At 54.9% G+C, this 23,197-nt stretch carries 19 protein-coding genes; 11 read left to right on the forward strand and 8 right to left on the reverse strand.

The window, feature by feature from the left end; translation table 11 throughout:
* Position 1 precedes the first annotated feature (1 nt).
* Positions 2-1,141, reverse strand: coding sequence for an acyl-CoA dehydrogenase family protein (locus ACXAIA_RS08215; protein WP_475348912.1), 1,140 nt, complete (start codon positions 1,139-1,141; stop codon positions 2-4).
* A gap of 227 nt (positions 1,142-1,368) precedes the next feature.
* On the opposite strand from ACXAIA_RS08215, the gene ACXAIA_RS08220 reads away from it, so the two are divergent.
* The 4 genes from ACXAIA_RS08220 to hemB all read left to right on the forward strand — a co-directional run bounded on the left by ACXAIA_RS08220 (position 1,369) and on the right by hemB (position 5,842).
* The gene (locus ACXAIA_RS08220) at positions 1,369-2,655 is read left to right on the forward strand and encodes an O-acetylhomoserine aminocarboxypropyltransferase/cysteine synthase family protein (RefSeq protein ID WP_475348913.1); all 1,287 of its coding nucleotides are present in this window, start codon (positions 1,369-1,371) and stop codon (positions 2,653-2,655) included.
* A 133-nt stretch (positions 2,656-2,788) separates the two neighbouring features.
* Positions 2,789-3,550: a DeoR/GlpR family DNA-binding transcription regulator gene (locus ACXAIA_RS08225; RefSeq protein ID WP_475348914.1), complete on the forward strand. Its 762-nt coding sequence runs from the start codon at positions 2,789-2,791 to the stop codon at positions 3,548-3,550.
* Positions 3,551-3,584: 34 nt separating this feature from the next.
* Positions 3,585-4,778: an MFS transporter gene (locus ACXAIA_RS08230; RefSeq protein WP_475348915.1), complete on the forward strand. Its 1,194-nt coding sequence runs from the start codon at positions 3,585-3,587 to the stop codon at positions 4,776-4,778.
* 56 nt (positions 4,779-4,834) lie between these two features.
* Positions 4,835-5,842 (forward strand): porphobilinogen synthase, encoded by a 1,008-nt coding sequence (gene hemB / locus ACXAIA_RS08235; RefSeq protein WP_475348916.1) that lies wholly within the window; start codon positions 4,835-4,837, stop codon positions 5,840-5,842.
* Between the two features lie 82 nt (positions 5,843-5,924).
* Here the strand turns inward: hemB and ACXAIA_RS08240 are convergent, their stop codons facing one another.
* The gene (locus ACXAIA_RS08240; protein WP_475348917.1) at positions 5,925-6,896 is read right to left on the reverse strand and encodes an HAD-IIA family hydrolase; all 972 of its coding nucleotides are present in this window, start codon (positions 6,894-6,896) and stop codon (positions 5,925-5,927) included.
* A 480-nt stretch (positions 6,897-7,376) separates the two neighbouring features.
* On the opposite strand from ACXAIA_RS08240, the gene ACXAIA_RS08245 reads away from it, so the two are divergent.
* Positions 7,377-7,535: a DUF1127 domain-containing protein gene (locus ACXAIA_RS08245; RefSeq protein ID WP_167718073.1), complete on the forward strand. Its 159-nt coding sequence runs from the start codon at positions 7,377-7,379 to the stop codon at positions 7,533-7,535.
* A gap of 98 nt (positions 7,536-7,633) precedes the next feature.
* On the opposite strand, the gene ACXAIA_RS08250 is transcribed toward ACXAIA_RS08245, so the two are convergent.
* Together ACXAIA_RS08250 and ACXAIA_RS08255 are read right to left on the reverse strand one after the other, a co-directional pair.
* Complete coding sequence (locus ACXAIA_RS08250) at positions 7,634-9,151, reverse strand: malonate--CoA ligase (RefSeq protein WP_475348918.1); 1,518 nt, start codon at positions 9,149-9,151, stop codon at positions 7,634-7,636.
* Positions 9,152-9,310: 159 nt separating this feature from the next.
* The gene (locus ACXAIA_RS08255; RefSeq protein WP_475348919.1) at positions 9,311-10,495 is read right to left on the reverse strand and encodes a type III PLP-dependent enzyme; all 1,185 of its coding nucleotides are present in this window, start codon (positions 10,493-10,495) and stop codon (positions 9,311-9,313) included.
* 243 nt (positions 10,496-10,738) lie between these two features.
* On the opposite strand from ACXAIA_RS08255, the gene ACXAIA_RS08260 reads away from it, so the two are divergent.
* Positions 10,739-12,226 (forward strand): aldehyde dehydrogenase family protein, encoded by a 1,488-nt coding sequence (locus ACXAIA_RS08260; RefSeq protein ID WP_475348920.1) that lies wholly within the window; start codon positions 10,739-10,741, stop codon positions 12,224-12,226.
* A gap of 353 nt (positions 12,227-12,579) precedes the next feature.
* On the forward strand, positions 12,580-13,800 hold the full coding sequence (locus tag ACXAIA_RS08265; protein WP_475348921.1) for a threonine ammonia-lyase: 1,221 nt from the start codon (positions 12,580-12,582) through the stop codon (positions 13,798-13,800).
* Between the two features lie 93 nt (positions 13,801-13,893).
* On the opposite strand, the gene ACXAIA_RS08270 is transcribed toward ACXAIA_RS08265, so the two are convergent.
* Positions 13,894-14,376 carry a flavin reductase family protein gene (locus tag ACXAIA_RS08270; protein WP_475348922.1) on the reverse strand — a complete coding sequence of 161 codons (483 nt, stop codon included), beginning with the start codon at positions 14,374-14,376 and terminating at the stop codon, positions 13,894-13,896.
* Positions 14,377-14,633: 257 nt separating this feature from the next.
* Between ACXAIA_RS08270 and motA the strand changes: the two genes are divergently transcribed.
* The 4 genes from motA (at position 14,634) to ACXAIA_RS08290 (ending at position 18,589) form a co-directional block, all read left to right on the forward strand.
* The gene (gene motA / locus ACXAIA_RS08275) at positions 14,634-15,488 is read left to right on the forward strand and encodes a flagellar motor stator protein MotA (protein ID WP_475348923.1); all 855 of its coding nucleotides are present in this window, start codon (positions 14,634-14,636) and stop codon (positions 15,486-15,488) included.
* A 31-nt stretch (positions 15,489-15,519) separates the two neighbouring features.
* Positions 15,520-16,461 (forward strand): flagellar motor protein MotB, encoded by a 942-nt coding sequence (locus ACXAIA_RS08280; RefSeq protein ID WP_475345909.1) that lies wholly within the window; start codon positions 15,520-15,522, stop codon positions 16,459-16,461.
* 119 nt (positions 16,462-16,580) lie between these two features.
* Positions 16,581-17,309: an arginyltransferase gene (locus tag ACXAIA_RS08285; protein WP_475348924.1), complete on the forward strand. Its 729-nt coding sequence runs from the start codon at positions 16,581-16,583 to the stop codon at positions 17,307-17,309.
* A 185-nt stretch (positions 17,310-17,494) separates the two neighbouring features.
* Complete coding sequence (locus tag ACXAIA_RS08290; RefSeq protein WP_475348925.1) at positions 17,495-18,589, forward strand: TRAP transporter substrate-binding protein; 1,095 nt, start codon at positions 17,495-17,497, stop codon at positions 18,587-18,589.
* Between the two features lie 146 nt (positions 18,590-18,735).
* Here ACXAIA_RS08290 and ACXAIA_RS08295 read toward each other — a convergent pair whose 3' ends face one another.
* The 3 genes from ACXAIA_RS08295 to parC form a co-directional block, all read right to left on the reverse strand.
* Positions 18,736-20,109, reverse strand: coding sequence for a TRAP transporter large permease (locus ACXAIA_RS08295; RefSeq protein WP_475348926.1), 1,374 nt, complete (start codon positions 20,107-20,109; stop codon positions 18,736-18,738).
* Positions 20,109-20,654, reverse strand: a complete 546-nt coding sequence (locus ACXAIA_RS08300) for a TRAP transporter small permease subunit (RefSeq protein ID WP_475345905.1) — start codon at positions 20,652-20,654, stop codon at positions 20,109-20,111. Before ACXAIA_RS08300 ends, ACXAIA_RS08295 begins: the two co-directional genes overlap by 1 nt.
* Positions 20,655-20,890: 236 nt before the next feature.
* Positions 20,891-23,134 carry a DNA topoisomerase IV subunit A gene (parC, locus tag ACXAIA_RS08305; RefSeq protein ID WP_475345904.1) on the reverse strand — a complete coding sequence of 748 codons (2,244 nt, stop codon included), beginning with the start codon at positions 23,132-23,134 and terminating at the stop codon, positions 20,891-20,893.
* Positions 23,135-23,197 lie beyond the last annotated feature (63 nt).

Here is a 23,197-nt window from a genome sequence, read left to right on the forward strand (position 1 = left end):
CCTAGTCTTTCAGGGCTGCACGCGCGATGATCAGGCGCATGATTTCGTTGGTACCTTCAAGGATCTGGTGCACCCGCAAATCGCGCAAAAGCCGCTCAATGGGATATTCCCGAATATAACCATATCCGCCATGAAGCTGCAGCGCTTCGTTACAGACGTTAAATCCGATATCCGTCGCAAACCGCTTGGCCATGGCACAGAACTGTGTGGCATCGTCGGTCTTGTGATCGAGCTTCCATGCCCCTTTATGAAGCATCAACCGGGCGGCTTCTAGTTCGGTCACCATATCGGCAAACTTGAACTGAAGCGCCTGAAACTGATCAAGGCTTTTGCCAAACTGCTTGCGTACTTTCATATGGTCGCGTGCATATTCCATGGCTGCGCGTGCACCGCCGATCGAACAGGCCGCGATATTCAAGCGCCCACCATCAAGGCCCTTCATGGCGAATTTGAACCCTTCGCCCTCTTCACCCAGACGATTTTCGACCGGCACCTTGCAATTACTAAAGATAACGGCCGCGGTCGGCTGACTGTTCCAGCCCATTTTTTCTTCGAGCTTGCCAAATGACAGACCTTCGGCGTCTTTGGGCACGATAAAGGTTGAAATGCCTTTCGGGCTGTCATCGCCGGTACGCGCCATAACGACATAAACGTCGCTTCTCGATCCGCCGGAAATAAACGCCTTCTCGCCATTCAGGATGTAATGGTTCCCATCGCGTTCTGCACGGGTGCGAAGCGACCCGGCATCCGACCCTGCCCCCGGCTCGGTCAGGCAGTAACTGGCGAAATGTTCCATTGTGACCAGCTTGGGCAAGTATTTCGCGCGCTGCGCGTCATTGCCAAACGTATCAATCATCCAGCAGGCCATATTATGAATCGAAATATAGGCCGCCGTTGACGGGCAAGCCGCGGCGAGTTCTTCGAAAATGACCGCAGCATCAAGGCGTCCAAGCCCCGTGCCACCATGCTCCTCGCCAGTATAGATCGCGGCAAAACCAAGTTCTGCTGCCTTGCGCAGGGTTTCTTCCGGGAAGATATGATTTGCATCCCAGTCGCCCGCATGCGGGGCCATTTCATTCAGTGCGAAATCGCGCGCAGCCTGGGCAAATGCCTGCTGATCTTCAGACAGGGTGAATTCCATTGGATCGCCGCCTCTTTTGCTTTTCTATTTTCCCTTTACGTAAACGTGAAATCGGCTTCTTGTCAATTCATTCGGTATAATCGTACCGAATTATCATAATTGCGCATGATAACGCCCGTCACGCGCATGTATCTGATCTGTTTCGCCAAATGTTCCTTGCAGATACAGGGCGGCTGCGCATACCCTCCTCGCGTCAGGAACAACGAAAAATCAGGGAAACATTCATCATGTCTTCGACCAAACCGGAAACCATTGTCCTTCATGCCGGCTACCGCGCCGAACCGACAACCGGTTCCGTTGCCGTGCCGCTTTATCAGACCACCAGCTATCAGTTCCGCGACACCCAGCATGCCGCAGACCTCTTTGCGCTTAAGGAACTTGGCAACATCTATACCCGTCTGATGAACCCGACCAATGATGTGCTTGAACAGCGCGTCGCTGCCCTTGATGGCGGCGCTGCGGCAGTCGCACTGGCATCGGGTCAGGCCGCATCAACCTTTGCGGTCCTTAACATCGCACAGGCAGGCGATAACATTGTCAGCTCCACCGACCTTTATGGCGGCACCTGGAACCTGTTTGCCAACACCTTCAAACAGATGGGCATCGAAGTCCGCTTTGCCGATCCGTCAGATCCGGAAAACTTCCGTCGCCTTGCCGATGACAAGACGCGCGGGTTCTACGCCGAAACCCTGCCGAACCCGAAACTTCAGGTCTTCCCGATCCGTGAAGTGGCCGATATCGGTGATGATCTTGGCATTCCGTTGATTGTTGATAACACCGCCGCACCGGTGATCTGCAAACCGATCGAACATGGCGCCAGCATCGTCATGTATTCGACCACAAAATTCATTGCCGGTCACGGCACGTCGGTTGGCGGCATTGTCGTTGATTCCGGCAAGTTCGATTGGGAAAAACACGCCAAGCGCTTCCCGCTCCTCAATGAACCGGACCCAAGCTATCACGGCGCGGTATGGACCGAGGCCGTCAAGCCCATTGGCCCAGTCGCCTATGCGATCAAACTGCGTTGCACGCTTCTGCGCGACGTTGGCGCGGCAGCATCGCCGTTCAACTCGTTCCAGACCATCCAGGGCATGGAAACCTTGCCACTGCGCATGGAACGCCATTGCGAAAACGCGATCAAGGTCGCCGACTTTCTCTCATCCCACTCCAAAGTCACCAAGGTCATCCATCCCAGCAAACAGGACGGCGAAAGCCGCCGCCGTGCCGATACCTACCTTAAAGGTGGTCTCGGCTCCCTGATGGGCTTTGAACTGGCGGGCGGCAAGGACGCCGGCGAGAAATTCATCAACTCGCTAGAGCTGTTCTATCATGTGGCCAATATCGGTGATACGCGCTCACTTGCCATTCACCCGGCGACAACGACTCACAGCCAGCTTTCCGAAGAAGATCGCCTGTCATCGGGCGTGACGGACGGTTATGTCCGCCTTTCCATCGGCATCGAGCATATTGACGACATTTTGGCGGACTTGACCCAGGCGCTTGATAAAGCTTGATCAATCCCCGCATCATTGCAGACTTCAAGAACCGGTCAGCCCCTCGTCTGGCCGGTTTTTTTATTGACGCTTTTGCAGGGCCGGGATAACCAATATCGGCAATACATGCACAACATGCAAAACAGGCAGTGCGATGTCGAGCGTCACCAACCGTCAGGGCGAAATCCAGAAACTTCTGCGCAGTCAGGGCACGGTTCATATCCATGATCTCGCCGCCCTTTTCCACGCGTCCCTTGATACGATCCGGCGCGATCTGCGCCAAATGGAAGAAAACGGCTATCTGCGTCGTATTCACGGGGGTGCAGTGCTGCCCAATACGGCGCACGAAAGCTACACCGAGCGGGCGCAGGAACTGCAACCCGAACGCACCGCCATTGCCCAAAAGGCCGCGCGTGATCTGATCCCCGATGATTGCGTGGCATTTTTCGATAGCGGCACCACCATCTGTGAAGTCGCGCGCAATCTGAAACCGTCCTTTCGCGGCACGGTGATCACAGTCAATCCGTTGATCGCGGTCGAGCTCGCCGATCATCCAAATGCCGAAGTCATCATGCTGGGCGGCACGTTCCGCAAGACCGATATGGCGGTATGTGGCCCAACAACCCTTGATGAACTCAGAAACTTCAACGCTGATCTCTCGTTGCTTGGCACCTGCGCCCTTCACCCCGAAGCCGGTCTTTCAACCAGCAGCCCCGAAGAACGCGCCACCAAGGCCGCCATGATCGTCCAATCGGCCGAGGTCATTGCCATCACCACCGCCGACAAGCTTGAAACAAGTCTCCCGCATCGGGTTTGTGACATTGATGCGATTTCGCATCTGGTGACGGGGCGCAAGCTTTCGACCGGCTATCTCTCCAACTACACCCGGCGCGGCTTGAATGTCATTCAGGCCTGATCATATCGCCCCACTCTGCGGAGCCGTTTAAGACATGCAAAGCCACGCCATTGCTCACAACCGGGTGCGCGCCATCTTCTTTTTGCATGGTGCGGCTTTTTCCAGCTGGGTGCCGCATATCCCGCTGGTGCAGGAACGTCTTGGCCTTGGGCATGATGATCTGGGTGGCATTCTTCTGGCCGCCGCCATCGGCGTTCTTGCCGTGATGCCGATTGCCGGGCGGCTTGCAGATCGGTTTGGCAGTGAACGCGTGGTCCGCTTTTCCGGCCTGTTCTATTTCATTGCCGTCGGCATTCCGGCCTTCATGCCCGATTACCTCAGCATTTCGATTGCGATGTTTGCGCTGGGCTTTTCTGGTGCGTTTCTCGACGTCGCGATGAATGCCAATGGCCTGCAGGTCGAACGGATCAAAGGCCGCAGCATCATGTCGGGCCTGCATGGCTTCTGGAGTCTGGGCGGCTTTGTCGGGGCGGGTATCGCCGCTGCCTGGTTCGCCCTGCCGCTTGGCAATGAGTTTCACCTGCCCTTCGTGCTGTCGCTGTTTCTCATCGCCCATCTAATCGCCCAGGCCGGACTTTTGGCTGATCACGATGCTTCCGCCTATCTCGCCCAAGAAAAAGAAGGCACCCGAACCTCCAACACAGTCACAAAGGACCGCAACCTGTTCCTGATGTTGCTGCCGTTCGGGGTTTGCGCCTTTATCGGCCAGTTCGGCGAAGGGGTGCTGACCGACTGGGCCACGGTTTTCATGAATTCCGAACTGTCTTCCGGACCGACATTGGCCGCCGTTGGCTTTGCCATCTATTCCTTTGCGATGGCCGCCACCCGTCTATCGGGTGATGCGTTGGTCACGCGCTTTGGCCGGGTGCAAGTGTTGCTGACAAGTTCCGTGCTGGCATCGCTTGGCACGCTTGTTTTGACTTTCTCCCCGCATATCGCTGTTGCCTGGCTTGGCTGTGCGATTGCCGGGATGGGGCTTGCGGTGATCTTGCCCTTGTTGCTGTCCGCCGCAGCCCAGACCACCGGCAAAGGTGGCGGTGCCGTGGTCTCGATCATTGCCGCAACGGGCTATTCCGCCATCATGGCCGGGCCACCAATCATTGGTGCAATTGGCGAGGCCGCTGGCCTTGTTAACGCCTTTACCTTAACGGCGATGTTCCTTGCCATGATCATCCCGGTTTATCTGCTAACCATGCGGAGCCGTTTGCAAATTGCGGGCAATGGTTGATCAAAGGCGCAATCTGCCGCATAAATTGCCCAGCCTCACATTACAGAGATTAGATCATGGTCAATAAATTCGCCTATGGCACCTTCCCCAGCACCCGCCAGCGCCGCAACCGCATGACCGACTGGTCGCGCCGCATGGTCGCGGAAACCCGATTGACCTCCCATGATCTGATCCTGCCGGTCTTTGTCATTGACGGCAAAAACGAACGCACTGCGATCCCGTCCATGCCGGGCGTCGAACGCCAGTCCGTCGATGTTCTGGTTGAAACCGCCAAGCATGCCGAAAAGCTCGGCATTCCGGCCCTGGCGCTGTTTCCCTATATCGATGCCAGCCTGAAGACCAAGGACGCGCGCGAAGCCTATAATCCCGACAACGTCGTCTGCCGTGCTGTCAAGGCGATCAAGGATGCCTGCCCCAATCTTGGCGTCATCACCGATGTCGCGCTTGATCCCTTCAATGCAGATGGGCAGGACGGCATCGTGGTCGATGGCCAGATCCTTAATGACGAAACCACCGAGGCGCTTGTGCGTCAGGCCCTTGTGCAGGCTCAGGCCGGGTGTGATGTGGTTGCGCCGTCCGACATGATGGATGGCCGTATTGGCGCCATCCGCAAAACGCTTGAGGATGCCAACCTCAAGAACGTTCAGATCATGTCCTATTCGGCGAAATACGCATCTTCGTTTTATGGCCCGTTCCGCGATGCGATCGGTTCGGCCAGCGCCCTTGGCAAAGCCGACAAGAAAACCTATCAGCTTGACCCGGCCAACAGTGACGAGGCCATGCGCGAAGTCGCCTATGACCTGGATGAAGGTGCTGACTCGGTCATCGTCAAACCCGGCCTGCCCTATCTTGATGTGCTTTATCGCGTCAAACAGGAATTCGGTGTGCCGGTTTTTGCTTATCAGGTATCGGGCGAATACGCGATGATCCGCGCAGCAGGTCAAAACGGCTGGCTTGATTATATCGGCTGCGCGATTGAAACCCTGTCCTGCTTTAAACGTGCTGGCGCCTCAGGCGTGCTGACCTATAGCGCGATTGAAGTCGCCGAGGCATTGGAAGGCTAAACTTCCGCCACGACATCATAAATTCCGCATTAAAAAAGGGCCTCAATCGAGGCCCTTTTGTTTTGGGTAACGCGGCTCTACATCAGGCGGACTGAACGGCAACCGCCTCGGCATCAACGTCAACGCCATGGCCAATTGCGCGTGCACAGAAATGCGGACGCAGGCCGGATCGGGCAAACGCCCCTTCGATATCCTGTCCATCGAGGAACCCGCCCCGATGCACCAGAAGGGTCTTGATCCCCGATGCCAGCCCACCAAGCACATCGGTATGCACCGTATCGCCCACCATCAGCACACGGTTGCGATCAACGCCCGGGTGGCGTTTCAGCACTTCCTCAAACACATGATGATACGGCTTGCCAACACATTGCGGCATCACACCCGATGCGTCGGCTGCCAGATGCGCAAAATATCCCGACTCAACCGACAGGAAATCACCCATCGGCGCACAGATATCCGGGTTGCCGACAAGGATCGGACGCGGATTGTCCTTCAGGCTTGCTTCCAGAAGGGTTTGCTGCGTATCGGTCCAGCTATCGGAATCAATCAGCAAAAAACCACCCACGGCATCATAAAGCGCGCGATCACGGCCAAGCGGTTCAACATCGCCCGGCAGAATATCAAACGGCCAGTCAGTCGGCGCCATCGCCCCCCAATGGGTGATATCGGCATGTTCACGCATAAGGGGTGCGACAAACTGCTGACTGCTGATCAGACTGTTATTGTCAAAATCAAAACCGCGATTGCGGTGACGCGCCAGAATGGCCTCGCCCGAGCTTGAGGCATCATTGGTGACAACGGCAATCTTCTTGCCCATCTCCTGGAGGGCGGCGACCGTTTTGACCGCGCCGGGGATGGCGCTTTGTCCGCTATTAAGCACCCCAAAGGCATCAAACACGATCAGGTCAAACTGATCGGCAATCGCCAGAAGGTTATCGACATAATCGGTGGCGGCCGGAACCGCATCGGGCTGAACCTGTGGCAGACGCTGTGCATAGCGCAAATAAGCACCCATGGCCTGCGCAAAATCCAGTTGCAACCGATTGGCACTCATCGTCGTTTCTCCCACTCAAACAGCACGTCATTCAAATTCCGGCGTATTCAAACCGATTAGCGCTTTAATTACACGTAAAATTATTCGCAACACCACAAACGCGGATAATCAACCGGAACACTTCACACGACCCAATTATCCATGCATCGTGCGCATAGCTCTGAAAAGTACTACACGCCGCAGACATGCGCACATTAGACAGGTTAACTAGAGATTTCAGCGATTTTTGCACTTTTCAAGCCACAGGCATGCAAAAAACGCATTGGATTATCTGCGCATTACCCCGTAGATTGCCCTCACGAAATGAATAGGACGTATCGACTGATGAATGCGCCGCCAAGCAGTTGATCATTCGATACATCCCATACAAACCGACACGTCAAACCAGCTAACTATTCCGCTTCGGAATATCTCGGTGAGAACATGCCGGTTAACTGAATTAGACGCCGAACAATCGGCCGGTTTGAAATAGGTGATGAAATGATCGTAACCAAGATTTTTGCTTTCCTCCGCGCTCTGCGCGTTCAGTACCAGACCCAGAGCGCGCTGCGTAAACTCGATCCGCGCGAACTGGCAGACATCGGTCTGAACCGCGACATGATCGACGATGTAGCACACCGAGTTGCTTTCGGTCGCTAAGCCACGACCGTAGCGTCCACGAGAAAACCCCGACAGAAATTCTGTCGGGGTTTTTTCTTTGCCTGCATTTCAGGGGCGCGAAACAAACGCGTGCTGCACTAATTGGCAAACAGCGCCTTGTGTTCTTCACGCAGAACATTCTTCTGCACCTTGCCCATCGCATTGCGCGGTAGTTCATCAACAAAGAACACGCGTTTTGGCACCTTGAAATTGGCGAGCTCGGATTTAATCGCAGAAATCACGCCCTCTTCGCTAAGCCCACCCTTCTCTTCCGGTACGATCACCGCGACAACCGCCTCGCCAAAGTCGGGGTGTTGAACGCCGATCACGGCACTTTCAACAACGCCATCCATCTTGTCGATCAGGGTTTCGATTTCCTTCGGATACACGTTAAACCCGCCGGAAATCAACAGATCCTTGGCACGCCCGACGATGTGGACATATCCCTTGGCATCGATCTTGGCGATGTCACCGGTGATAAAGAACCCGTCATCGCGGAATTCTTCGGCAGTTTTTTCGGGCATCTGCCAGTAACCGGCAAACACATTGGGTCCACGTGCTTCAAGCACGCCGATTTCATCCGTTCCCAAAACATTACCGTCTTCATCGCACACACGCACCTCGACATCGGGCAATGCCGGACCGACTGTGTGAACAATGCGCTCCCCATCAAGCGGGTTGGACGTCGCCATGCCCATTTCTGTCATGCCGTAACGTTCCAGCAGCGCCTTGCCCGTGCGCTCCTTGAAGGCAGTAAAGGTTTCGGGCAGAAGCGGTGCGGATCCAGAAATGAACAACCGCATGTTTGATGTCACATCGGCGGTGAAATCATCGCCCGACAACAAGCGCACATAGAAGGTCGGAACGCCCATCATCACGGTGCTGCGCGGCAAAAGTCCCATCACCTGGTCGCGATCAAATTTCGGCAGGAAAAACATGTTCGATCCCGACAGCATCACACAGTGGCACGCAATGAAAAGCCCATGGGTGTGGAAAATCGGCAAGGCATGCAGAAGCGTGTCGTTCCCCGTAAACCCCCAAAGCTTTTCCAGCGTCGCCGCATTGGACCACAGGTTCATCTGGGTCATCATCGCCCCCTTGGGCTTGCCGGTCGTGCCAGATGTGTAAAGAATGGCCGCCAGCTCATCATCTTCGCAGGCAACCGGGGCAAACTCCTTGGATTGCGATGCCGCCCCGTCCATCAGGCTGCCCTCGGCTTCCATGCCCAGGGTCAGAACGTGCGATACACCCTGCTCGTTCGCGATCGCCTTGACATCATCTTCACGATGGGGTTGGCACACGAAAATAATGGGAGATGCATTATCCATGAAATAGGCAAGCTCGCCCGCCTGATAGGCGGTATTAAGCGGCAGATAAACCAGCCCTGCACGAATGCAGCCAAGATAAAGAAACAGTGCTTCGGGGGATTTATCGACCTGAACCGCAACCCGATCACCCTTTTTCGCACCAAGCGACGTCAAAAGGCCCGCAATTCGGGCTGACGCATCATCCGCATCGCCATAGCTATAGGTTTTGCCATCCGGTGTTTCGATCAGAACCGAAGACAGGTCTGCCGGAAACCGGTCACGAATGCGCATGAATAGGCTGTTGGTCACTTTACTGCTTCCCCGAAACATTAGAATTGACCGGCAGGTTTCCCTGCCGGTCTTTTGTGCGGGCAGCATAGTGCAACCAACCATTATAGGTAAACAAGTACCTTTTTACCGCAATGATCGATTTTATCTGTGTTTCACACAGGTTTTGGGATCACCCCCCTAGTCCATCGCAACGTGGGGGAATTCACCATCCACATATGGGAAAGCTTCGCCCACCGTCACCTGCACTTCGGGATGGAACCCGTTGAAATGGGTGGCAAGCGCGTTGCTATAGGCCCCGATATGACCGAACTCGATCCAGTCGCCCTCGCGGATATCCGCAGGCAGCGTCACGGTTGCCGGCAAGACATCCATATTGTCGCAAGTCGGGCCATATATCGTGAAATCGAGTGTTTCCTCGGCATCGAAATCGCCATCGATACGCATCGGGCGAACCGGATACCGCAACTGCCCGGTCACGGTTTCCGACAGACTGCCGTAAACACCGTCATTGATGAACAGCGTATCTTCCTTGCGCAAGTGAACCTGCGTGATCAGCGAAATACCGCTGGAAACCAGCGCCCTGCCCGGTTCGCACATATAGGTGGTGTCGGGCATATCAAGCCACCGGATGCAATCCTTGATCTCATCCATGAACTCTTCAAGGCTGGCACCGCGCTGGTTCATATACTGACCGGGGAAACCGCCGCCCACGTCAATATGCTTGACCTTCACACCGGAAAAATCGACGACCTGACGAATAATCTCGACCGCGATCCGGTAACCAGTCGGCGTCGTGCATTGCGACCCTACATGGAAACACAGCCCGGCATGATAGCCGTACTCATCAACCTTTTTCAGAAGCTCGGCCGCCACCATCGGACGCGCGCCAAACTTGGCCGACAGGTTATAGGTCGCACCGGCTGGCGGGGTCGCCAGACGCACATGGATGACCAGGTTCGTATCGCCCTCGGTTTCCTCGCGGATTTTCTCAAGTTCTTCGATGGTGTCGATCACATAGTGATCAATCCCGAACACCCGATAGGCATTGCGGATGGCATCGCGGCTTTTGACCGGATGCATGAAATAGGCCTTCATCCCCGGGAACTGGCGACGCACGATAGAGATTTCCTCGGGCGAAGCGGTGTCAAAATGACGTACTCCGCCTTCGTGAAGATATCGCATGACCTCCGGATGCGGGTTGCATTTCACCGCATAAAGGACGTCTCCCGGGAACATTTCGACAAAGCGCTGCGCTGTTTCTCGAAGAATATTGGGTCTGAGGCAATACACCGGATAGGAAGGTTTGAGTTCCTTAACAACATCGAACGTCGTATCGAAATGACGTGGCACAATATACTCCATCGTTTACGAATATCAGGCGCCCAGACACGTACCGCCGCCGGGCTGGCCTTTTAGCGCGTTAAGCCTACCAGCCCTTTTGCAGGCTGTCATGTTCCTTGAATTTGCTATCGTTCTAATCGCGCACGAATTGCGCTTGATATTGCTTCGCCCTGCCGATAATTTGGTAAACCAATACCAAATAACCAATATCGTGCGCCCCACGCGTTTGAGCGGTCCCGCACGTCAACCTACAGGGAGCCTGAAATGCCCATCGATCCGATCCTTGATCCATCTGTTCTGGCCAAGGAACTGTCCGGCTATCATCTGATCAACGGAAAGCTTGTCGCCCCGAAAAACGGCAAGACCTTTGATGTTCTCAACCCGGCAACCGGCAAGGTCATCGGTCAGGCTGCCGACGGTGATGCCGACGACGTTGCACTCGCCGTCGCCGCCGCCAAAGAGGCGCAGAAGAATTGGGCCGAACGCCCGGCACGTGAACGCGGTAAGCTTTTGTCTGAATGCGGTCGTGTCCTGATGTCGCATTCCGAGGAACTCGGTCGTCTGGTCGCCTTGGAATCAGGTAAGGCGCTGCGCACTGAAAGCCGGGTCGAGGCATCGGTTCTGGCAGATATGTTCGTCTTCTTTGGCGGCCTCGCGTCCGAGCTCAAGGGCGAAACGGTTCCGTTCAACCCGAACATGATGACCCTCACCACCCGCGAGGCCGTGGGCGTCGTCGGTGCGATTATTCCCTGGAACGTACCGATGATGTTGATGGCGATCAAGGTCGCCCCCGCACTGGTTGCAGGCAACGCGGTGGTCGTCAAATCCGCCGAAGACACCCCGCTTGCGGTTCTGCGCGTGTGCCAGATCATGCAGGAAGTTCTGCCGGCTGGCGTATTTAACATCCTGTCGGGCTTTGGTCCGTCATGCGGTGGCCCGCTGGTTGAACACAAGGATGTCAAAAAGGTTTCCTTCACCGGGTCGGTTGAAACCGGTCGGACTGTTTACCGCGCCGCCGCCGAAAAGCTTATTCCGGTCACCCTCGAACTTGGTGGCAAGTCACCGATGATCGTCATGGGCGACGCCGACCTTGATAAGGCCATCGCCGGTGCAATTGGCGGCATGCGCTTTACCCGTCAGGGACAGAGCTGCACGGCAGCTTCGCGCATGCTGGTGCATGAAAGCCTGCATGACGAATTCGTCAAACGCCTGATCGATAAGGTCAACAGCCTTAAAATGGGTGACCCGCTGGATGAAGAAACCGACATCGGTACGATCATCAACCGCAAACAGTTCGACAAAGTCTGCGGTTATATCGAAACCGGCGAGAAAGAAGGTGCCACCAAGAACGAACTCAGCGCCCTTCCCACTGACAGCGCCCTTTCCGACGGCCTGTTTGTCCGCCCGGTAATCTTCACCGATGTTGATCCAGATGCCCGTGTGGCCCGCGAAGAAATCTTTGGCCCGGTTGCTTGTGTCTTTAAATTCAAAACCTTTGAAGAGGCGCTTGAACTTGCCAATGACAGCGATTTTGGCCTGGCAGCAACCGTCTGGACGACGGACCTTAAAACCGCCCTTGTCGCGACCAAACGCCTTGAAGCCGGCTTCGTTCAGGTCAACCAGAACCTTGTTGTTCAGCCGAACCTGTCTTATGGCGGCATCAAGCTTTCGGGTCTTGGCAAGGAAGCATCGCTTGAAAGCATGCTTGAGCACTTCACCTACAAAAAGACCGTTATCCTGAACATGGAATAACAGGTCGCGCGTCAGACACGCCAAACATCAAGAAACCGGGTTGCACATAACGCAACCCGGTTTTTCTTTTCGCGTACTTGACCTTGCCCCTGCAATCCGCAAAGGTGCGTTTGTTAAACACATCCAAACCCGGAAAGTACATGGCTATGTCTGCAGCTACTGACATCTTCGCATCACACTCCCGCTCGACGCTTCGTGCCGGTGTGATCGCCATGATTATGGGTATTTCCGACCTGCGAATGTGATCCCTGTCATCTGCGGATGACAGGTCCGGTTGATTACCGTTTTTCACCCAACACATGATAATATTGCCACCTCACCATAAAGATGGCGGCCGCAGGAGCATGGAAATTATGACTGTTTCCTATCACGATATCGTTCGCGCATCCGGATTGCTTGAAGACATCGTCGCCAAAACACCACTGGTAAAATCTTTAACGCTGTCAAACATTTGCCAGGCGGAAGTTTATCTTAAACTTGAAAACCAGCAATATACCGCCTCCTTCAAGGAACGGGGCGCCTATGTCAAACTGGCAAGCCTGACACCCGAAGAACGCGAAAAAGGCGTCATCGCCGTTTCGGCCGGAAACCACGCGCAAGGTGTTGCCTATAACGCCAAGCGGCTTGGTATCCCTGCCACCATCGTGATGCCCAAAAACACGCCTTACACCAAGGTGCATCATACGCGCTCCCACGGTGCCGAAGTCGTTCTGACCGGCAATGTCTTTGCCGAAAGCCTGGAGGCTGCCGGTCGCATTCAACAGGAACGCGGTCTGACATTTGTGCACCCGTTTGATGATCCGCATATCATTGCCGGTCAAGGGACCGTCGGGCTCGAAATCCTCAATGAGACCAACGATATCGACACCATCGTCGTACCGGTTGGTGGCGGCGGCCTGGCATCGGGTATTGTGACCGCAATCAAATCCCGCCGACCCGACATCGAAGTCGTTGGCGTTGAGACCAAGCTGTACCCTTGCATGTATGAAGGCATGCATGACAAGGAATTCACCGGCGGTGGCGTAACCATTGCCGAGGGCATCGCGGTCAAGCAGCCCGGCGGCCTCACGCTTCAGATCTGCAAGGAAAAGCTTGATGATGTCGTTCTGGTCGAGGAAAGCTCGATCGAACGTTCCATCCAGATGCTGATCGAGATCGAAAAAAGTGTCGTCGAAGGTGCCGGTGCTGCCCCGCTTGCCGCCCTGCTCGATCACCCTGAGCGCTTCAAGGGCAAGAAAGTCTGCCTGGTTATCAGTGGTGGCAATATCGACACCCGCCTGCTGGCACAGGTTCTGATGCGCGGCATGGCGCGCGAAGGGCGTCTTGTTCGCGTGCGGATCGAGATCCCCGATGTCCCGGGCGCATTGTCGACCATCAGCGCGCTGATTGGCGAAGAAGATGCCAACATCATCGAAGTTTACCACAAGCGTCACTTCTATGATGTTCCGGCCAAGCAGACCGATGTTGATATGGTTCTTGAAGTCCGCGACACCCAGCACGGTCAGGATGTGATTGACCGCCTGATCAAGGAAGGCTTTGGGGGACGGTTGCTCGGCAACACGTCGCTCGACTGAGAAACATTACGCAAACAAACTCGCAAACAAAAAGGGCCGCTGGCATTCCGCCGCGGCCCTTTTATTTCTTTAAGCACGGCCTTAAAGGCGCACTCAGTCGCCCAAGGCGCGATACCGGCCACCGTAATACAGCAGCGGCGCGCCCGTTTCCCCCATCACCAGTTCGCGGACATGGCCAACGATGATGCTGTGATCACCACCTTCGTGCAATGCATGGCGCTCGCAGGTGAACGCGGCAACGCTGCCGGTCAGGCGCGGCATGCCAAGGCTGTCATCCTCATACGCGATCTTGTCCCAGCCATCCTGTCCGGGGGCTGAAAACACCTCGGATGCCTGTTTCTGGTCCTGGCTCAGAATATTGATGCAAAACCGCGTCGCCTCGCCGGTAAACAGCGCGTGCGTCGCAGCACGGTGATCGACCGAAAACAAAACCAGCGCCGGATCCAGCGATACCGAGGCAAAGCTGTTGATGGTAATGCCTGCTTTTGCACCGTCGGCAGCACGGGTCGTTACAACGGCCACACCGGTTGTGAACTGACCAAGGCAATCGCGAAAATCACGCGGAGAGAAAGACATATTTAAGAATGCTCTTGTATACGAAGTCGGATGGTTGACGCGCCCCGCATGCAGGGCTTGGGGAAAATGGCGTCTAATCATCGCCCTGTCAAACCTAACTCGCTGCTAATTTAAACGCGATGTTAATAAGATTAAAACTTAATAAGAGCATATAGATGCTAGAAACGCGTTCTGCACTGCCGCAGAAGACAGATGTTTCAATGAACACGGGGATGATCGTTCAGGAATCTGGCGTGGGGTAGCGGAGAAGAAAAAGAATGTTCTTGATCATTGGCTATATTATCGTAATTGGCTCTGTTCTGGGCGGTTATCTGCCGCATGGCGAATTTGGAATTCTGGTCCAACCCCTTGAAGTTCTGATCATTTTCGGTGCAGCGTTTGGTGCCTATCTGACGGCGAACCCGCTTGGCATTGTGAAGAAATCCTTCACATACACTCTGCGCGCCATGAAAGGCCCCAAGAAAAAAGCAGCTTACCAGGAACTCCTGATCTGTCTGTACGCGGTCTTCCGTCTGGCAAAATCCAAAGGCGACCTCGCACTTGAAAGCCACGTGGAGAACCCGGAAAGCTCGGCCCTGTTTTCCAATTTCCCGACGCTGATGAAAGATCATCATGCGATGGAATTCATGTGCGATTATCTTCGACTGCTGACCCTTGGTACAACCAACTCCTATGAGCTTGAAGCGGTCATGGATCAGGAACTTGAAACCCACCATGAAGAAGAACATGCCGTCGCAGCTGCGGTTCAGACTGCCGGTGACGGCCTCCCGGCACTTGGCATTGTTGCCGCGGTTCTTGGTGTGATTGTCACCATGAGCTCAGTTACCGAGCCGCCTGAAATTCTCGGTGGCCTGATTGCAGCCGCCCTTGTCGGCACCTTCCTTGGTATTCTGGGCGCCTATGGCTTTGTTGGCCCGACCGCATCCATCATCAAAAACACTGTTGATATGGACGGGAAATATTATGGCTGCATCAAAGCCGCGCTGATCGGCCATATGCAGGGATATGCCCCGCAAGTCTCGGTTGAATTCGCGCGCAAGACACTCCCGCATAATCTTCGGCCCAGCTTCAAGGAACTCGACGATGCGCTGCAAGACGCGCCGTCGGCCTGAACCTGAGTTCGTTTAAGGGACACCGCAGCACATGCCAGATATCGTCATAAAAAAGATCAAGAAAGGTGGGCACGGGCATCACGGTGGTGCGTGGAAAGTTGCCTATGCTGACTTTGTGACGGCGATGATGGCGTTCTTCCTGCTGCTGTGGCTGCTTTCAAGCGCGACCGAGGAACAGTTGCAAGGCGTATCGATGTATTTCACGCCGGAAACCATCTCGCAAAATGCGTCGGGTTCTGGTGGCTTGCTGGGTGGTACCAGCCTTGCCGAAGAAGGCTCGATGCGTTCTGAATTCGGCAATCCCAGCATCAGCATGGATATCCCGCCGGTTGAAACACCCGAACAACGCGAAGCCATCCGGGTTGCCCAGATGGAAGAACAGGAATTAAACGAGGCACAGGAAGAACTCCTCAAGGCAATCGAAGCCAACGAGGAACTTCAAGGCCTTGAAAAGAACATCCGTATTGAAAATACCGACGAAGGCCTGCGCATCCAGATCCTCGATGAAGACGGAACGGCCATGTTCCCGAGCGGCAGTGCTGCCATGGCCGAACATACCCGGCTTCTGTTGCAGCAAGTAGCTGACGTGATCGAAAATATGCCCCAGGATGTCTCGATCGAAGGCCATACTGACGCTGTGCCATTTAACCGAACGGATGGCTATTCCAACTGGGAACTTTCGGCTGACCGTGCGCTTGCAACCCGTCGCGCCCTTGAAGACATGGGGCTTGAAACGGCCCGCTTTGCCAAGGTTGCCGGCCTGTCGGATACGGACCCGCTTCTACCCGATGCACCTGAAAATGAAAGCAACCGCCGTATCAGCATCACCCTGCTGCGCGGTACCGGTGAACGCTCTGAGCTGACCGGTGACGGTCAGACCGCACCAGCAGGTGAAAGCCCGGCGCCACCAGCCCAACCGGCACAAGATGAAAACCAGCGCCGCCCGACCTTCTCGGTCCCGTCGCAACAGTGATTTCGGGCACTGGATGAGAATTCAGTGCCCTTTTGCTTGTCAGGCCTTTAAACTGTCATAAATCAAACCTAATCTCATAAGGTAGTTCTTCTTGATGTGACCGGGACTGATCGGACCAAGTGACAGTTAATCAGCGGCGCCTGACCCAGCATTATTTCATGACCGCACCAATGCCGTGCCCCTACTTGCCCGGCCGGTTCGAGCGTAAGCTGGTCACCGAGCTGCGCGGGCCAGAAGCCAACAATGTCCATGATCTGTTGTCGCGGGCCGGTTTCCGTCGCAGTCACTCCATTGCCTATTTGCCCGCATGCAGCGACTGCAACGCCTGTATTCCGGTACGTGTGTGTTGTGAAGGGTTTACTCCCGGCCGGTCGTTTCGCCGCATCAAGAACAAAAACAGCGACCTTGTCCGCAGCGTCATGCCGCCAACTGCGACGCAGGAACAATATCAACTTTTCAGCACCTATCAGGATGCCCGCCACGGCAATGGTGACATGGCGCGCATGGATGCACGTGACTACCGTGCAATGATCGAAGACAGCACGGTGGAAACCTCGATCTTTGAATATCGTCGTGCGGATGACAGCCTGATTGCCGTCGCACTGGTCGATATTCTGGCTGACGGCCTGTCAGCGGTGTACAGCTTCTTTGATCCTGCCGAAGACCGCCGGGGACTGGGCACATACATAATTCTTGATCTGATCGACGAAGCCAGAATGCTGTCACTTCCCCATATCTATCTGGGTTACTGGATCGATGAGTGTCGCAAAATGTCTTATAAAATGCGCTTCCAGCCTCTTGAAGGATTTAGAGACGGCCAGTGGGTCGCAATGGAAGACTCCGAATAAGCTTTTTGGGCTTGCGCTCTGCACCAATTGCCTGAACCACTTTTCCCAATTAGACTAAAGTACGATACGACAACTCGATCCTTGGTTGCCTGCCCGTAAAGACGCATATAAGCTGCGGTTCATAGCCGATAAGACCGGCTTTTACTGATAAATCATGAGCTTGCATCTTTGGGAGGTTGTAACCAATGAAACGTCGTCAATTTCTTTCCGGCGCCGCCGTAGCAGGTGCGACTGCTGCTGCCGCGTCAACTTTCGCCAAACCGGCAATTGCCCAGGACGTCCGTGAGTGGCGCCTTATCACCACTTGGCCGAAAAACTTTCCGGGCCTTGGCACCGGTGCGAACCTTCTTGCCGAATACATCACCAAGGCATCCGAAGGTCGTCTGAAAGTGACCGTGTTCGGCGCGGGTGAAATCGTTCCGGCATTCGAAGCCATCGACGCTGTCGGCAGCGGCACGGTCGAAATGGGCCACGGCGCGCCTTACTACTGGAAAGGCAAGGTTGATGCGACCCAGTATATCGCCGCAATGCCGTTCGGTCTGAACGCCCAGGAACAGAATGCATGGTTCCAGTGGGGTGGCGGTCAGGAACTGGCGGACAAGGTCTATGCAGAACTGAACTGTAAGTTCTTCCCGTCGGGCAACACCGGCACGCAGATGGGCGGCTGGTTCAACAAGGAAATGAACACCATTGATGACTATAAAGGTCTGAAAATGCGTATTCCGGGCCTTGGTGGCGAAGTTGTCAAAGCCGCAGGTGCTAACGTTGTGAACCTTCCGGGTGGCGAAATTCCGCCGGCCCTTCAGTCGGGCGCGATCGACGCGACCGAGTGGGTTGGTCCGTATAACGACCTTGCATTTGGCCTCTATAAATCGGCGAAATACTACTACTACCCGGGCTGGCACGAGCCGGCGACCGTTCTCGACAACTTCATCAACCTGGATGCATGGAACGCACTCCCGGATGATCTGAAAGCCATCGTCGAGCAGGCAAACCGTGCCGTTAACCAGATGGTTCTGTCCGAATTCACCGCCCGTAACGTTCAGGCACTTGATACCCTGCGTAACAAGCACGGCGTTGATGTTCGTCCGTTCTCTGACGACATTCTCACCAACCTTGGCAAACTGTCCGGTGAAGTTCTGCGTGACCTCGTTGCGTCGAACCCGCTGTCTCAGGAAGTCTTCGAAAGCCTGATTGCCTTCCGTACCCAGTCGATCGCATGGTCGAAATTCTCGGAATCAGCATTCGCACAGGCACGTGTCCTGCCGTTCAAATACTAAGTTCTCCGAAACCGGAAAACGACAAAGGGCTGGCATCTGCCAGCCCTTTTTGTTTGCCCTGTGCCAAGCTGATCGGGCGGAAAACAGATATAAAAAAGGCACCCGACTTGGGTGCCTTTTTCTTTGAAGATATGTCGCTATCGTTCCTAGAACAGAATGCTCGGCAACCAGGTTGCCAGCCATGGGAAGGCCGCAACAAGGCACAGGCCCAGCATCTGAATGATCACAAACGGAATGATACCGCGATAGATATCAAGTGTCCTGATTGCCGCAGGGGCCACACCGCGCAGATAGAACAGCGCGAAGCCAAATGGCGGCGTCAGGAAGCTGGTCTGCAGGTTGATTGCAATCATCACACCCAGCCAAACCGGATCGATATCAAGCTTGAGCAGAATCGGACCCACGATCGGGATCACGACAAAGACGATCTCGATGAAATCAAGGAAGAAGCCCATGAAGAACATAAGCAACATCACGACCAGCATCGCACTGAACACACCACCAGGAAGGTTGTGAAGCAGTTCCTCGACCAGGTGATCACCACCAAGGCCACGGAACACCAGCGAGAATACCGATGCACCAAGCAGAATGACAAACACCATCGCACTGACCTGAACCGTCTGGCGCACCACATGGCGCAGAACCGGCATATCAAGGCGCTTGTAGAACGCAGCCAGAATGGTCGCACCAACCGAACCAAATGCAGCCGATTCCGTCGGGGTCGCAATACCGGTCAGAATCGAGCCCAGAACTGCAACAATCAGCAATGCCGGTGGCAGCAAGGCGCGCAGCACTTCACCCCAAAGACCTTCAGGGCGTTTGCCTTCCACCAGTGCCGGGGCCGACTTCGGATCGATCAGTGATTTGATGATGATCCAGCCGATATAAAGCGCAACCAGCATAAGACCCGGGATAAAGGCACCGGCAAACAGATCCATCACCGAAATCGGTTCCGGTGCCCAGTTGCCAAGCGAACGCTGCGCCTCGGCATAGGCCCCCTGAAGGATATCACCCAGCAGAACCAGAACGATGGACGGTGGAATGATCTGACCAAGCGTACCGGATGCGCAGATCACACCGGTCGAAAGTTTCGGATCATACCCGGCTTTCTGCATCGCCGGCAGGCTGAGCAAACCCATGGTCACAACCGTCGCACCGACAATACCGGTCGATGCGGCCAGCAACATGCCAACAATCACAACCGAAATGCCAAGACCGCCACGCATGGTGCCAAACAGCATGCCCATGGTGGTCAGGAGCTTCTCGGCGATCCGGGCGCGTTCGAGCATCACGCCCATGAACACGAACAGCGGGATCGCAACATAAAGCTCGTTGGTCATCACACCGAAATAGCGTGACGGCAAGGAGCCCAAAAGCGGCATATCGAAAACGCCCATCGAATTGCCGATAAGCGCAAATGCAAGACCGGTCCCCGCAAGCGAGAAGGCAACAGGAAAACCGAGAAGAAGCACACCGCACGCAGCGGCGAACATTACCAGGCTAAGAATTTCCCCCGACATCAGACGCCCTCGTGCTCTTCTTCTTGAATTTCAAACTCTTTGTGACCTGCAAGGACCAGAATGCTGCGTGCCGCAAGCGACAGCCCCTGAAGCAGCATCAGGACACAAAAGACCAAAATCACAGACTTATATAAAAACAGGCCCGGAAGCCCGCCGGTTTGATGGGATCCCTCAATGCGCTCCCAACTGGTCGCAACATAGGGGTAACTGTACATGAACATCATGATGATGACCGGTGCCAGCAGGAACAGGGACCCAAACAGATCAACCCATGCCTTGTACCGAGCCGAAGCCGGACGATAGAACACGTCGACGCGGACATGGCCACCATGCAGCAGCGTATAACCGGCACCGACCATGAACATGATGCCATACAGCCACATATAGCTTTCCTGCATCGACACCCAGCCAATCGCAAAACCATAACGCAATGTGGCCACCAAAAACGTGATCACCACCATCGGGATCACCAGCCAGGCCACGCCGCGTCCAATCCAGTCATTAAGACCATCGATCACGCGGACGAAATTTCCGAGAAATCTCACTTTTCACTCCCAAGCCCTTTTTGAATTTCACAGGAAAATTGCGAGCATCCTGCTTATCAGGGTGGGAAGTTACATATTAACCACCTAAAACGCTATATCTTTTGCACCGAATTTCCGCCATTTCTGCCGGGAAATGTAACAAATGATCGGTCCTGCATCATTTTTCGCCATTCACGCAGAGAAAAAGCCGGATGGCATCGCACCATCCGGCTTTCATAAACGTCTTGTATCGCGTGTTATTCGAACTTGTTGGACCGCGGGAAACCGTTCGGCGGCAGGCGCCCTGCTCCGGCACGTTTGCCAATCCATTCAGCAAGTTCGGTCACGGTACGGGTACGACCTTCACTGCCACCCATGGTCCAGCTCAGACCGTCTTCAAGGTTAAACAGCATCAAGTCAGACAAGCCACCCTGACGATATTTCTGCAAGATCACACCACGGCCACGGGTCATCTCCGGGATTTCGGAAACCGGGTAAATTAGAAGCTTGCGGTTGTCACCCAAAACCGCCACATGATCGTTTTCGACCGGCTCGAAGATCTTGGCAACTTCACCGGTACCAAGATTAAGAACCTGTTTGCCGTTCTTGGTCTGTGCGACCACTTCTTTTTCGGCCACCTGGAATCCACGACCACCAGAACTTGCCACAAGCAGGTTCCGCCCGTCCTTGTGAACAACCATCGAAACGATGTCATGTTCCTGGGGCAGATCGATGGAAAGACGGATCGGCTCACCATGGCCACGCCCGCCCGGCAGCTTGTCACACGACATGGTGTAACAACGCCCGGCTGTTGAGAGGATCAGAAGCTTGTCGGTGGTAAAGGCCTTCAGCGCAAAACGATGCTCGTCACCATCCTTGAACTTGAGGTCGCTGACGTCGGCAACATGGCCCTTAAGCGCACGTACCCAGCCCATTTTCGAACAGATGACCGTAATCGGTTCGCGTTCGATCAACGCTTCCAGCGGCACTTCAATTTCTTCCGGCGCATCACCGATCTCGGTACGGCGTTTGCCAATGGCAGTTTTCTTGCCAAAGGTCTCGCGCATCACCTCGATCTCGTCGCGGATTTTCTCCCAGCGCATGCTTTCGCTGGCAAGAAGCGCTTCAAGACCCTGTTTTTCTTCGGTCAGTTTGGCGTGCTCGTTCTTGATTTCCATCTCTTCGAGCTTGCGCAAAGACCGCAGACGCATGTTCAGGATCGCATCCGCCTGCACTTCGGTAAGGTCAAAGGCCTTCATCAATGCGTTCTTCGGCTCATCCTCATAACGGATGATCCGGATCACTTCATCAAGGTTGAGATAGGCAACAAGATAGCCTTCCAACACTTCAAGACGATGATTGATCTTGGCCAGCCGATGGTTGGAACGACGGATCAGAACGTCCTGACGGTGTGCAAGGAACGCGCGCAGCACTTCACGCAGGTTCATCACCCGCGGCGTGTTATCCGCATCCAGAACGTTCATGTTCAAGCCAAACCGGATTTCCAGTTCAGTATTCTTGAACAGCATTTCCATCAGATGTTCCGGCTCAACCGCACGGGTGCGTGGTTCCAGAACCAGACGGATCACATCGGTCGATTCATCGCGAACATCGTTCAGAAGCGGCAATTTCTTTGCCACCATCAGATCGGCAATACGTTCAACCAGCTTGGCTTTCTGAACCTGATACGGAATTTCCGTGATCACGACCTGATACAGACCGTGGCTCAGCTTCTCGACTTCCCATTTTGCCCGAAGGCGGAACGACCCGCGCCCCGTGGCATAGGCTTCAAGAATGTTTTCACGCGGTTCGACCAAAACACCACCGGTCGGGAAGTCCGGCCCTGGGACACAGCGCGCCAGCTGCGCAATCGAGGTTTCCGGATCATCAATCAGCTTGATCAGGCCAGCGCACAATTCGCCAACGTTATGGGGCGGAATATTGGTCGCCATACCCACGGCGATACCGGCCGCACCATTGGCAAGAAGGTTCGGGAAGGCTGCCGGCATGACAACCGGTTCCTGTTCCTCACCATCATAGGTCGGGCGGAAATCAACCGCATCCTCGTCAAGGCCGTCCATCAGGGCGGCAGCAATCGCGGTCATACGGGCTTCGGTGTAACGCATCGCAGCAGCGTTATCGCCATCGATGTTCCCGAAGTTCCCCTGACCATCGACCAGCGGATAACGCACCGCGAAATCCTGGGCCAGACGAACCAGCGCGTCATAGACCGACTGATCACCATGCGGGTGATATTTACCGATCACGTCACCGACAACACGCGCGCATTTCTTGAACCCCTGCTCCGGGTTCAGTTTAAGCTGACGCATGGCGTAAAGAAGACGGCGATGCACAGGCTTGAGACCATCACGCACATCAGGCAGGGAACGCGACATGATCGTCGACATCGCATAGGCGAGATAACGTTCGCTCAGCGCGTCGGCAAGTCGGGTTTCCCTGATTTGTCCGGAACCGGCCGGATCGGAAGTCTTGGTGCTCATGAACGATTTTTCTTGTTGCTTGTCAAAATGGACATGTGCAAGTGCGTTCGAAACCGAACACCT

It is taken from the genome of Thalassospira sp. ABL2_045 (assembly GCF_056161285.1).